This window comes from Agrobacterium sp. SOY23, from assembly GCF_027212525.1.
GTDB lineage: Bacteria > Pseudomonadota > Alphaproteobacteria > Rhizobiales > Rhizobiaceae > Agrobacterium > Agrobacterium tumefaciens_I.
In genome coordinates this window covers 705,152-718,635 of record NZ_JAPWDT010000001.1, presented here as the reverse complement: position 1 = coordinate 718,635, position 13,484 = coordinate 705,152, and the positions used below count along the sequence as shown (strand labels likewise).

At 60.3% G+C, this 13,484-nt stretch carries 9 protein-coding genes; 2 read left to right on the top strand and 7 right to left on the bottom strand.

Annotation, left to right across the window (positions count from 1 at the left end; all coding sequences use genetic code 11):
* Positions 1-31 precede the first annotated feature (31 nt).
* The 5 genes from O3S81_RS03500 to O3S81_RS03480 form a co-directional block, all read right to left on the bottom strand.
* Entirely contained in the window at positions 32-1,282 is a 1,251-nt protein-coding gene (locus O3S81_RS03500) for a cysteine desulfurase (RefSeq protein ID WP_269341002.1), read from the bottom strand.
* Positions 1,275-2,549, bottom strand: coding sequence for a Fe-S cluster assembly protein SufD (sufD, locus tag O3S81_RS03495; RefSeq protein ID WP_269341001.1), 1,275 nt, complete (start codon positions 2,547-2,549; stop codon positions 1,275-1,277). Before sufD ends, O3S81_RS03500 begins: the two co-directional genes overlap by 8 nt.
* Before the next feature lie 24 nt (positions 2,550-2,573).
* Entirely contained in the window at positions 2,574-3,329 is a 756-nt protein-coding gene (gene sufC, locus O3S81_RS03490; RefSeq protein WP_003522658.1) for a Fe-S cluster assembly ATPase SufC, read from the bottom strand.
* A 72-nt stretch (positions 3,330-3,401) separates the two neighbouring features.
* Positions 3,402-4,871: a Fe-S cluster assembly protein SufB gene (sufB, locus tag O3S81_RS03485; protein WP_020809911.1), complete on the bottom strand. Its 1,470-nt coding sequence runs from the start codon at positions 4,869-4,871 to the stop codon at positions 3,402-3,404.
* 198 nt (positions 4,872-5,069) lie between these two features.
* Positions 5,070-6,239, bottom strand: coding sequence for a cysteine desulfurase family protein (locus tag O3S81_RS03480; RefSeq protein WP_269340998.1), 1,170 nt, complete (start codon positions 6,237-6,239; stop codon positions 5,070-5,072).
* 211 nt (positions 6,240-6,450) lie between these two features.
* Between O3S81_RS03480 and O3S81_RS03475 the strand changes: the two genes are divergently transcribed.
* Positions 6,451-7,128, top strand: a complete 678-nt coding sequence (locus O3S81_RS03475; RefSeq protein ID WP_003495402.1) for an alpha/beta hydrolase — start codon at positions 6,451-6,453, stop codon at positions 7,126-7,128.
* 241 nt (positions 7,129-7,369) lie between these two features.
* Here the strand turns inward: O3S81_RS03475 and O3S81_RS03470 are convergent, their stop codons facing one another.
* Positions 7,370-8,491 (bottom strand): anhydro-N-acetylmuramic acid kinase, encoded by a 1,122-nt coding sequence (locus tag O3S81_RS03470; protein WP_269340995.1) that lies wholly within the window; start codon positions 8,489-8,491, stop codon positions 7,370-7,372.
* 148 nt (positions 8,492-8,639) lie between these two features.
* Between O3S81_RS03470 and tyrS the strand changes: the two genes are divergently transcribed.
* Positions 8,640-9,893: a tyrosine--tRNA ligase gene (gene tyrS / locus O3S81_RS03465; protein ID WP_269340993.1), complete on the top strand. Its 1,254-nt coding sequence runs from the start codon at positions 8,640-8,642 to the stop codon at positions 9,891-9,893.
* Positions 9,894-9,937: 44 nt separating this feature from the next.
* Here tyrS and O3S81_RS03460 read toward each other — a convergent pair whose 3' ends face one another.
* Positions 9,938-13,321 carry a YhdP family protein gene (locus O3S81_RS03460; protein WP_269340991.1) on the bottom strand — a complete coding sequence of 1,128 codons (3,384 nt, stop codon included), beginning with the start codon at positions 13,319-13,321 and terminating at the stop codon, positions 9,938-9,940.
* Between the last annotated feature and the right edge of the window lie 163 nt (positions 13,322-13,484).

Genomic DNA, 13,484 nt, shown 5'->3' with positions numbered 1-13,484 from the left:
AACCTCAATCCTGATCTCTTTAATCCCGATATCAGGCGAAAAATTTGCGCGCATATTCCAGCGCCTCGACAAGAGAGTCTACTTCGGCGCGGGTATTGTAAAGGCCGAACGATGCCCGGCATGTGGAGGTGACGCCGAACCGTTTCAAGAGCGGCATGGCGCAATGGGTGCCGGCCCGCACGGCAACGCCGCGCCGGTCGATCACCATCGAGACATCATGGGCATGGATGCCCTCAAGCTCGAAGGAAAAGATGCCGCCCTTGTCCGGTGCATTGCCGATGATGCGCAGCGAATTGATCTCACGCAACCGCTCAGCGGCATAAGCCGCAAGATCCGCCTCATGCGCGGCAATCGCGGCGCGGCCGAGATTGTCCATGTAGTCAAGCGCGTAACCCAGGCCGATGGCCTGCACGATGGGCGGCGTGCCGGCTTCGAAACGATGCGGCGGCTCGTTATAGGTTACATTGTCCTCGGAAACGTCGAGGATCATCTCGCCGCCGCCCTGGAACGGCCGCATCTCGCGCAGCCGGTCAGCCTTGCCATAAAGCACGCCGATGCCCGACGGACCGTAAAGCTTGTGGCCGGTCATCACATACCAGTCGCAATCGATATCGCGCACATCGACCGGCATATGAACCGCGCCCTGCGAACCATCAACAAGCACCGGAATGCCGCGCTCATGGGCAATGCGGCAGATTTCCTTGACCGGCACGATGGTGCCGAGCGCATTCGACATATGGGTGATGGCAACGAGCTTGGTGCGCTCGGTCAGGCTCTTTTCGAAAGCCTCGATATGGAACGCGCCGTCATCATCGACAGGCACCCAGACGAGCTTCGCGCCCTGCCGCTCGCGGATGAAATGCCACGGCACGATGTTGGAGTGGTGCTCCATGATCGAGATGACGATCTCGTCGCCCTCGCCGATCTTGGGCATGCCGTAACCATAGGCAACCGTATTGATCGCCTCGGTCGAAGATTTGGTGAAGACGATCTCGTCCACCGAACCGGCATTGAGGAAACGGCGCACCTTTTCGCGCGCCGCCTCATAGGCGTCGGTTGCGGCATTGGAGAGGAAATGCAGGCCGCGATGCACGTTCGCATATTCGTTCGCATAGGCATGCGAGACGGCGTCGATCACCACCTGCGGTTTTTGAGCGGACGCGCCGTTGTCGAGATAGACCAGCGGCTTGCCATAGACCTCGCGCGACAGGATCGGAAAATCCCGGCGCACGGCTTCGATGTCATAGGGGGCCGCCACTGCGGCGCGTTCGCTCTCAGGCATGATGTTCCAGCCAGCCGGAGATGATCGTCTCCAGCGCCTCTACCAGTTCTTCTTCGTCTTCCAGTTCCTCGACGATCTCCGCGACGAAGGCGTTGACGAGCATCGCCCGTGCCTTGGCCTTCGGCACGCCGCGCGCCATCAGGTAATAAAGATGGTTGTCGTCGATATCGGCAACCGTCGCACCATGGCCGCACTGAACATCATCGGCGAAGATTTCCAGTTCCGGCTTTGCCGAGAACTCGCCATCGTCAGACATCAGCAGCGTATTGCAGGCCATCTTCGCGTCGGTCTTCTGGGCATCGGGCGCCACCCGGATCATGCCCTGGAAAATGCCCTTGGCACGGTCGAACACCACGTTGCGGAACACTTCCGTCGAGGTCGTGTTCGGCACGTTGTGACCAAGAACCATCGTCACGTCGGTATGGGTTTCGCCACCCAAAAGGTTGACACCACGAACGATGAGATCCGTGCCCTCGCCTTCCACGTCGATGCGCAGTTCCTGCCGCACCAGCTTGCCGCCGGCATTGACAATGAACAGGCGAATCTTGGCATCCGCACCGATTTTCATGCGCAGCTGGCCAAGATGAATATCGGCGGCACCCTGCTGCTGCAAGACGATCCAGGTCACTTCCGCGCCATCCTCAACGACGATGTCGCTGACGGAGGAAACAAAGGCCGCATCCGAAGTCACCGAAAGGTGACGCTCGATGACGGTGGCCTTGGAGCCCTTGCCGAAGCGCACCGGGAAGCGGCTGTGAACCTGACCTGCACCATGGATCGCCTGCAATTCGATCGGCTTTTCGATTTCGGCCTCGGCCGGAATGTCGAGCACCAGACCGTCGCGCACGAAGCTGCCATTGATGCGGCCGATCGTGTCATCCTTGCTGGCTTCTGCAAGACCTGCGGCGGCGGAACCGTCGGCCAGGCTTCCGGCAAAGCTCGAAACGCGAACCTCGTCGATCTTGCCGGTATTGGCCGTCCCATGCAGCACATAAGCGACAGGCGAACCGGCAATGACGGATACAGCCTTCTCGATAACCGGTGCAGGCTGGTCTTCCGGGATGGTCCGCAGCAGGCTTTTCAGATCGGTATAGTGCCAGGCCTCGATACGGCGGGTCGGAAGACCACCGGTCTTCAGATCGTCGAACAGCACGTCACGCGCGGCAACCACGGCGCCATCGCCCGGCAATTCGCTGAACTTGGCGGTATAGGCATCGACCAGCGCGGTTTCCGCGGGCGTCAGCCGGTTGGTAGCTTGAATGTTCATGGACATCACCTCCTGGCCTTCGGCTTAGGCCGCTTCACCGATGATGTCGGCGTAACCGTTGTTTTCCAGCTCCAGCGCCAGCGCCTTGTCACCCGAGCGGATGATCTTGCCCTTGTAGAGAACATGCACGCTGTCAGGCACGATGTAATCCAGCAGGCGCTGATAGTGGGTGATGACGACAGTGGCGCGATCCGGCGACTTCAGCGCATTGACGCCGTCAGCCACGATCTTCAGGGCGTCGATGTCGAGGCCGCTATCGGTTTCGTCGAGAACGCAGAGCTTCGGCTCCAGGAGCGCCATCTGCAGGATTTCAGCACGCTTCTTCTCGCCACCGGAGAAACCGACGTTGAGCGGACGCTTCAGCATTTCCATGTCGATCTTCAGATCGCCAGCCGCTTCCTTGACGCGGCGGATGAAGTCCGGCGTCGTCAGTTCGGACTCGCCACGCGCCTTGCGCTGCTCGTTCATCGCAACCTTCAGGAACTGCATGGTGGCGACGCCGGGAATTTCAACCGGATACTGGAAGGCAAGGAAGATGCCCTTGGCGGCACGCTCGGCGGCATCCAGTTCCAGAATGCTTTCGCCGTTATAGAGAATGTCACCAGAGGTGACTTCGTAATCTTCGCGGCCCGACAGGATGTAGGACAGCGTCGACTTGCCAGAACCGTTCGGCCCCATGATGGCAGCAACCTCACCGGCGGCAACCTTCAGGTTGAGACCCTTGATGATTTCGGTTTCGGTATCGGCGATCTTTGCGTGCAGGTCGATGATTTCAAGCATGGATTTATCCTAAGAATAGTGTGAGCGAAGGTGCGCGAGCGTCGCGCACTCAGGTGCATATTTGGGTGACTATCAGCCGACCGAACCTTCCAGCGAAATGCCGATCAGCTTCTGCGCTTCCACGGCGAATTCCATCGGCAGTTCCTGAATGACTTCCTTGACGAAGCCGTTGACGATGAGCGCGATGGCCGCTTCTTCCGGGATGCCGCGCTGCAGGCAATAGAACAGCTGGTCTTCGGAAATCTTCGACGTCGTCGCCTCGTGCTCGAAATGCGCAGACGAGTTCTTCGCCTCGATATAGGGCACGGTGTGAGCGCCGCACTTGTCGCCGATCAGCAAGCTATCGCACTGCGTGAAGTTGCGGGTATTGGTCGCCTTGCGATGGGCCGAGACCTGGCCGCGATAGACGTTTTCCGAGAAGCCGGCGGCAATGCCCTTGGCGATGATGCGGCTCGACGTGTTCTTGCCGAGGTGGATCATCTTGGTGCCACTGTCGATCTGCTGGTGGCCGTTGGAAACCGCGATCGAATAGAATTCGCCACGGCTGTCATCGCCGCGCAGAATGCAGGACGGGTACTTCCAGGTAATCGCAGAACCGGTTTCCACCTGTGTCCACGAAATCTTCGAACGGTCGCCACGGCAATCGCCGCGCTTGGTCACGAAGTTGTAAATACCGCCCTTGCCTTCCTTGTCGCCCGGATACCAGTTCTGGACGGTGGAATATTTGATTTCGGCATCATCGAGCGCCACCAGTTCAACCACGGCGGCGTGAAGCTGGTTCTCGTCGCGCTGCGGGGCCGTGCAGCCTTCCAGATAGGAGACGTAAGCACCTTCTTCGGCGATGATCAGCGTACGCTCGAACTGGCCGGTGTTCTTCTCGTTGATGCGGAAATAGGTGGAAAGCTCCATCGGGCAGCGAACACCCTTCGGCACGAACACGAAGGAACCATCGGTGAAGACGGCCGAGTTCAGCGTCGCATAGAAATTGTCCGTCGTCGGGACGACCGAGCCGAGATATTTCTTCACCAGTTCCGGATGCTCGCGTACGGCTTCCGAAATCGACATGAAGATGACGCCGGCTTTCGCCAGTTCCGCCTTGAAGGTGGTGACGACCGAGACGCTGTCGAACACGGCATCCACCGCCACCGGGCGCTTTTCGACGCCAGCGAGGATTTCCTGTTCCTTCAGCGGAATGCCGAGCTTTTCATAGACCTTCAGAAGCTCCGGGTCGACTTCGTCCAGCGACTTCGGGCCGGGCGCGGTCTTCGGCGCGGCATAATAATAGAGATCGTTGAAGTCGATCTTGGGGTAGCTTACGCGTGCCCATGTCGGCTCTTCCATCGTCAGCCAGCGCTTGTAAGCCTCAAGACGCCATTCCAGCATCCATTCCGGCTCCTGCTTCTTGGCCGAGATGAAACGGATCACCTCTTCCGAAAGGCCCTTCGGAGCCTTGTCGACTTCGATGTTTGTCTCGAAGCCGTATTTATACTGGTCCACATCGATCTGGCGGACCTGATCGATCGTTTCCTGAACCGCTGCCATGTCGTTCTCCAATCTCGCCGGAGCCAAGGTCCGGTGGCTTGTCAACGTATCAAGGCGGAAAGCCGCCTTATTCATCTTCGGGCAAATCGTTCCGAGCCGTCAGCCGGGGCGGAGCTTATACCCATGTAGGTGCGGGATGGCGCTTTTCACACATCCCGGCAAGCGGAAAATTGCTATTCCGCAATTCTTTGCCACATTTTACGCGGCCTGACCGGAAAGCTTGCGCCGTCCGGCAATTTTCGTGAACGCCGCAAGCGTCCTGTCTATATCGGCCTCGTCGGTCGCGTGGCCGAGGGAAATCCTGAGTGCGCCGAGCTTGGGATCGTGCCCCATCGCCGTCAGCACATGACTTTCCCCCACCTTGCCGGAAGAGCAGGCCGAACCGGCAGACAACGCTATACCCTCGATATCGAAGGCAATCTGTCCCGTTTCCGCCTTCAGGCCCGGCAGGGTGAAGAAGGTCGTATTACCCACACGGGCAACATCCGCACCATGGATGATGACATCGGGCGCGTTGACCCGCATGCCCTCCTCCAGCTTCGCCCGCAACGCGCCAAGACGCGTCGCTTCGTCCGCCAGTCTCTCGGCCGCCACGGCAGCGGCGGCACCAAAACCGATGACCGACAGGGTATTTTCCGTGCCGGAACGATGTCCCTTTTCCTGCCCGCCGCCATGGATCAGCGGCTTCGGCATCATCACCTCGCCGCGCGAGATGAGAGCGCCGGCGCCCTTGGGGCCACCGAGCTTGTGGGACGAGATGACGAGGAAATCCGCATCCGGCGCATTGATATCGAGCGGAACGCGGCCCGCTGCCTGAACCGCATCGACCACCATCAATCCGCCTGCCGCATGCACAAGCCGCGCGGCCTCCGCCACCGGCTGGAGAATGCCGGTCTCATTATTGACCAGCATGCAGGTGACCATCGGCAGGCCGGTGGACTTGTCATGCGATGAGAGCAGCGTCTCCAGTTCGGCGAGATCGAGAACCCCCGCTGACGTAACGGGAATTTCCGTAACGTCAGCCTTCGCAAAGCGACCGCCTTCCCGGAAGGCGGGATGCTCGATGGCCGAGACATAAAGCCGGCCATAACGCACAGGCGCGCGCCCCATTTTGAAATCCGGCGTCAGCACCAGATTGGCGGCTTCGGTCGCGCCGCTGGTGAAGGTGACATGGGATGCCAGCGCGCCAGCAAGTGCGGCAACGTCGCGACGGGCAGCCTCCACGGCGGCGCGGGCGGCACGCCCTTCCCGGTGCACGGAAGACGGATTGCCGGCAAGATCAAGCGCGGACACAAGGATATCGCGCACGGCGGGCAGAAGCGGCGCCGTGGCGTTCCAGTCCATATATGTGCGCGTTAAACCCGTCATAGCGGAAAAGCTTCGCTCAATCTTATATGCGCCAAAACGCATTTTTCTTGAAATTACAGTTGCGCTTGCCTTATGACACGACCCGAGTGCTTGAGCACACGCAAAGTTTCGAATTATTCTAAACTGCGTTCTAGAAAAGATGACACAGTTCGTCAAGTCTTCTCATCGGAAGAATGCGGTTCGGGAATGAAAAAACACGACCGGAGTACCAATGCCCGAAGTCATCTTTAACGGCCCTGCGGGTCGCCTCGAAGGCCGTTATCAACCCTCCAAGGAAAAGAGCGCGCCGATCGCGATCATTCTTCATCCGCACCCGCAGTTTGGCGGGACGATGAACAACCAGATCGTCTACCAGCTCTTCTATCTTTTCCAGAAGCGCGGCTTCACGACGCTCCGGTTCAACTTCCGTTCCATCGGCCGCAGCCAGGGCGAATTCGACCACGGCGCCGGCGAACTTTCCGATGCCGCCTCCGCGCTCGACTGGGTGCAGAGCCTGCATCCCGATTCGAAAAGCTGCTGGGTCGCCGGTTATTCCTTCGGCGCCTGGATCGGCATGCAGCTTCTGATGCGCCGTCCGGAAATCGAAGGTTTCATGTCGATTGCGCCGCAGCCCAACACCTACGACTTCTCCTTCCTCGCCCCTTGCCCGTCTTCCGGCCTCATCATCAACGGCGATGCCGACAAGGTCGCGCCTGAAAAGGACGTGAACGGTCTCGTCGAGAAGCTGAAGACCCAGAAGGGCATCCTCATCACCCACCGCACCCTTCCCGGCGCCAACCACTTCTTCAACGGCAAGGTGGATGAGCTGATGGGCGAATGCGAGGACTACCTCGACCGTCGCCTGAACGGCGAACTGGTTCCGGAACCGGCAGCGAAGCGCATTCGGTGATTTGGCCGCCCGGTATCCGGGCAGGCTTGATATCCCTACAATGGTCCCCGGCGGGTGTGGCTTACCCCCCTCTGCCCTGCCGGGCATCTCCCCCACAGGTGGGGAGATCGAATCGTGGCAACCGATCGACCAACTTCAAGTTTCGCAACTCAGGCGAAGAGCAGGCATCTGGCTGATCTCCCTCCTTGTGGGGGAGATGCCCGGCAGGGCAGAGGGGGTGAGCCAAGCCCACCTTCATCTACTATGCCCGCACCAAAACCCCACCCGTCACCGGCTCCTTAACCCCCGTCGTGCCCGGATAGGTCAGCGGCAGCCCCTTCAGCGAGCGCACGGCCAGATAGGCCCAGGCCTCCGCCTCCATCGCCCCGCCATCGAAACCCGCCTCTTCGGCCGCGATCACCCGCGCCCCAACCTTTGCGGCAAGGCCCGCGAACTCCGCCATGATCACCGGGTTAAGCCGCCCGCCGCCACAGACGACATAGGTCTTTGCCACCTCCGGCAAATAACTCGCCGATTTGAGGATCGCCGCACCCGTCAGATGCGCCAGCGTCCGCGCGCCATCCGCCAGCGAGGCCTCGCCCTTTTGCGGCGGCACGAAATCGCTGCGGTCGAGCGAGCGGCGGATATTGGCCGAAAAGAACGGGCTTTCCATATAACGCTCCACCAGCGAAGCAACCACGCTGCCACCTGCCGCCGTCCTGCCGCCCTTGTCGAAGGCCTTGCCGGTGTGCGCCTCGATCCACTGGTCGATCAGCATATTGCCGGGACCGCTATCGAAGGCGGCAAGCCGTCCCGCCTCGCCGATATAGGTCAGGTTGGAGATACCACCGATATTAACGAAGACGGCGGGCGTTTCGAAACCATCAGGCAGGTTGGCGGAAAGCGCCATATGATAGGCGGGGATCAGCGGCGCGCCCTGCCCGCCATGCACCATGTCATTGGCGCGCATGTCGTAAACCACGTCGATGCCGGTCTCTTCGGCGAGCAGCTTCCCGTCGCCGATCTGCACGGTCAGCGCCTCATCCGGCCGGTGCAGCACGGTCTGACCGTGAAAACCGATCACATCGATATCCCCGGGCTGAAGCCTGTGGCGATGGAGGAAGGATTTAACCGCCGCCGCATGGGCAAGCGTCAGCTTGCGCTCGGCCTCACCCAGATCGCCGGGGCGTTCGCGCCTTTCGACGATGGATTTGGCCGTGATCAATGCCTTCTGCCAGATGGCGCGCAGGCCCTGATCATAGGGAAAATAACCGCTCGGCCCGTGCCGGACCACGCTTTCGCCATCCGTGCGCAAAAGCGCAATATCGATGCCGTCCATCGATGTGCCGCTCATCAGCCCGATTGCCGTTTTGACCTCGCCCACGCGCCGCTCCCTTGCAATATCGAATCATGATGACGTGAATCCCGATATTCATGGCCGAAACGGGTGCACATTTCAAAAAACAATGATAAAGCCCCGGCGTTCATTGGCTTTCAATGACGGAAAAGATCAAACCAGAAAGTAAAAGGTTATGTCCAGGTTCAAGTCCGATTTCCTCCGCACGCTCGATGAGCGCGGCTTCATTCACCAGATCTCCGATGAGGCAGGTCTCGACGAACTGTTCGCCAAGGAAACCGTGACCGCCTATATCGGCTATGACCCGACGGCTTCCAGTTTACATGTCGGCCACCTCACCCAGATCATGATGCTGCACTGGATGCAGAAGACCGGCCACCAGCCGATCTCGCTGATGGGCGGCGGCACCGGCATGGTGGGTGATCCCTCCTTCAAGGAAGAGGCCCGCAAGCTGATGACGGTCGACATGATCGAGGAAAACATCACCTCGCTCAAACACGTCTTCGCCAATTACCTCGATTACGATCGCGCCAACAATCCGGCGCTGATGATCAACAATGCCGACTGGCTGCGTGGTCTGAACTACCTCGAATTCCTGCGCGATGTCGGCCGCCACTTCTCGGTCAACCGCATGTTGTCTTTCGACAGCGTGAAGACGCGTCTTGACCGCGAACAGTCGCTGTCCTTCCTCGAATTCAACTACATGATCCTGCAGGCCTACGACTATGTGGAGCTGAACCAGCGCACCGGCTGCCGCCTGCAGATGGGCGGTTCGGACCAATGGGGCAACATCATCAATGGCATCGACCTCGGTCACCGCATGGGGACGACGCAGCTTTACGCGCTGACCTCACCGCTTCTGACCACCTCTTCGGGTGCGAAGATGGGCAAGTCGGCGTCGGGCGCCGTATGGCTGAACAAGGACCTGCTGCCGGTCTATGATTTCTGGCAATACTGGCGCAACACGGAAGATGCGGACGTGGTTCGCTTCGCCAAGCTGTTCACCACCCTGCCGATGGATGAGATCGCCCGTATCGCCGCCCTTGGCGGATCGGAAATCAACGAGGCGAAGAAAATCCTCGCCACCGAAGTGACGGCGATCCTGCATGGCCGCGCAGCGGCGGAAGAGGCAGCGGAAACGGCGCGCAAGACCTTCGAAGAAGGCGCGCTTGCCGAAAACCTGCCCTCCATCGAGGTTCCGGCGTCCGAACTGGAAAACGGCGTCGGTGTTCTTTCCCTCATCGTCCGCGCCGGCCTTGCCGGCTCGAATGGCGAGGCCCGCCGCCACGTTCAGGGTGGCGCGGTGAAGATCAACGATCAGGGCGTTTCCGATGAGCGTCAGGTCGTCGGCACCGGCGAAGTCACCGGCGATGGCGTCATCAAGCTGTCGGTCGGCAAGAAGAAGCACGTTCTGGTTCGCCCGGCGTAAAACCAGCGCCAAACCCGCATCAAGGGCCGCGCAAGCGGCCCTTTTTATTGGAACTCGAAAATCTGCCGGAAGACACCCGGCGCAATCAGCGACAGCGGGTTGATCGTCAGCTTCGGCTGGTCCGTCTGGCCGGAAAGCTTGAAGGTGATACCGAGCAGGCCGCGGTCGCGGCCATTGCCTAGGAAGATGCCGATGAAGGGCAATTCACCGAACAGCCGGTTCAGCCCATAAGCAGGCATGAAGGTGCCGGTCATGTCCATGCGGCCGTTCTGATCCTTCAAGAGCCCCTGGAATGTCGCGCCGATCTGTTCACCGCGCACGACGCCGTTTTCGACCGCCACCGAGCCGTTGACATAAACCAGCCGGGCAAAACCGCGCTGGAATTTTTCCGAGCTGACGTCGATATTGCGGCGCACCGCATTGTTGAGGCTCCTGCCGTCCTCGCCGGTCGGCGTGGCGACGATATCCTGCAGCTTCGCTTCGTTGACCACGGCAAAATTGCGCAGGTCGAGCGAGCCGCTCCAGTCGCTGCCATTGGCGGTCGTCAGTGCAAGATTGAGCAGGCCGCCACGGATACGGCTGTAGATATTGGCGAAGCGGGCGAGAGAGCCTGCGTCGCTGCTGGTCAGCGTCACGGTTCCCGTCGCCCCGCGATTGGTGGTCTGCGCCACGACCGCCTGGCCGTTACCGGTGACACCCCGCACATTGACCGACCGGACTTTGCCATCGCGCACGCTGACATCGGCACTGACATTGGCAAGAATCTCGTCGTTGAACCCGTAGACCTTGTCGAATTGCGCGGTGACCGCAAGCGTGGGCTGCGAACGGGATGTGCCGTCGCCACCGCTGGACGGGCTGCGCAGCTTCGAAATGAACGGCCGAAGATCGGCGGATTTGCCCGAAGCATTGATGGTGTAGCCGTTTTTCGAGGCGGCGACCGAAACGGCGTAATTATCGGCGGGCGACAATTGCACCCGGTCGAGATCGGCTGAAATTAGCCCGTTCTTGCTGAAGACGATATCGCCGGCGGCGCCGAAACCGTCGCCGTCCAGGGAAAAATCGCTGATCGTCGTGCGGCCATCGGCGGTTTCCAAGGTGAAGGCGGCCTTGGCCGGAATGCCGACGCCCTTGCTCCAGCCAAGCCCCGGCAGGACGATCGATGCCTTGGCGAGATCGAGCCGGATGTCCTGGCGTTTCGGATCCGCGCCATTGATCTCCAGCACCGTCGTACCGCCCAGCACGGAGGACAGTTCAGGCGCAAGCTTGGCGACCTGCGTCTCGTTCAGGGTGGCCTTCAGGGACAGGGTGGGAGCAACATCGCTGTTCTTGCGCACCGGTTCCGTCATCACGATGTCCATCGGCACATCGTCCACACGGCCCTTGCCTTCCAGCTTGAGCTGGTGGTCGTTCAGCGTCATGAAACCGTCAAGCGCGGTCACCTTGTGGCCGGCGAAAGGCTTCGTCAGCGACAGGTTCTTCAGGTCGAGATCGGCCGTCCACACTGGCGGCGGTGGCTTGTGGCTGGAGAGCAGGCCGACGGTCAGTTTCGCATTGACCTTGACGTCGCCGGTGAAATCTTCCGGCTTGAACTGGGTGTCCTTCAGCGCGTTGATGGGATTGAGCGTTGCAAGCTCCGCCACGGCATCGGCCGAACCCGATACGTTCAGCTCCAGATTTCCAAGCAGCGGCTTCTCGTAAACGGCAGAAATGAGGAAACGGCTGTTTTCAAGCGAAAGCGAGCGGTTGGAGGGAAAATAGGATGTCGCCCGCTTGATATCGACGGCCATCCTGCCGCCGACGAGGTCGAAATGCGCATCGACATCGCGCAGCGGCGGAATGTCGCCGGTGGTGTTGAGGCGCGTATCGTCGATATCGAAGCGGATCTGCATTTCGCTTTCACCAAGCACCAGCGGGCAGCCGGGGCCGCACATCCGCCCCTGCGGGATGAAGATCGCGATCGAGCCATTGGTGATGGTGCCGCCGTAGAGATTTGACACCACCCAGTCGCGCGGCTTGTGGGCCATCCAGAACGGCCAGAGCTGCTTGACCGCCGTCGCCTCCATCTTCGGAATCTGACCGCCGAAGCTGATTTCCGGCGAGCCCTGGCCAAACCGGATCTTCAGCGATCCCGCCATGTCTCCGAGCGGGCCGCTGACATACAGCGAGGGAACATCGAGCTGCTTCGTGGCTGCCGCAAAATGCCCGTCCGCCTTCAGGCTGAAGGGAACCGGCGCCTCGCCCGAGGCTTCGGAGGACGCGATCCCATTGTCTATTCTGAGCGAAAGGCCGAATCCATCGTCCGTATCGCTGATTTCACCGGCGACCGGAATGATCGTCCGCCCGAGTTCCACGCGCGAATTGTCGATGACCACGGTGCTTTTTGCAAAGTCGTAACGGGCATTGACGGTGCCGGAGGTGAAGGTCTGGGCCTCGCCGCCGATAAGAAGCGTTCCGTTGCCCATGCCGACCGAGACGTCCAGCCTGGGCTCCTGCCCTTCCGTGGCGCGCCGGGCGACAATATTCATACCCGTCTTGACGTTCAGCCCCTCATGGAGATTTCCGTCGGGATCGTATTTCTCCAGAAACGGACCGATATCGAAACCATCGATACGGGCCTGAAAACCGTCGATCCTGCCACCCGATCCCGATGTCTGAAGCGCCACGCTGGCGACTTCACCGTTAAACATCGTCTCGCCGTCCAGCGAATATCCACCCTGCTGGTCGGGTGTCAGCGACAGTTCCCGCACCTCAATGGTGCGCGGCTTTCCAAGCTCGCTCGGCGGCAGGTGAATGGAAACGCTGGAAATATCGATTTCCTCGGTGCCGCTGCTCAAAAAGGCCTGAGCGAGCTTGTCCAGCTGCCCGAAAGCCTCCTGCAATTGCTGCGGCACGGCGTCGAGCTTGATGCTGGTGAGATCGAAGCCGTTACCCTTCGGCAGCAGCGCCGTATCCAGTTCCATGCCATCGGCTTCGACGCTTTCCACCGAGACACGGCCGGCCAGAAGCGCAAGCGGATCGAGCGCCATGCCGATCGCCCGTGCCCGGCTCAGATGCTGGCCGGATTCCTTCTCGATGATATCCACATCCTCGGCCACCAGCGCCAGCCGCAGCCCGGTGGAGAAGCGGATCGCCGAGGAACCGATGCGCGCGCTGTAGTGCGGGCCAAGCGCCCGCTCAAGCGCCTGCTGCGCCTGGCTGGACAATGTCCTGTCGATGGAGCCGGTCTCGACGGACAGAATGATGCCGCCGATGGAGAGGAAGGCCAGCACAAAAAGTGCCGCGAAAATCTTACAGAAAGCGCGCGCCATGGAACGCGGCGGCGGGCAATGCACGATGATGGGATCTTCCGCCTGCGCCGAAGGAAGCTCGTGCAGCGCAATGATATCGCGCCTGCCGAACGTAACCTTTTCACCCCGTATTTCAGCCATACGCCCGTGTTTGCCCCTGGATAGCTCTTGTTTCGCCGCAACACCGGAGCGGGATGGCGAAAAGTGTAAGCGGTTTTCGTCCGGAATCCCGCTCTAGTTCTCTAATTCAGATCACGATTCAGATTTCAGGCCCTATTTGCCTGAAATCTGAATCGTGATCTGA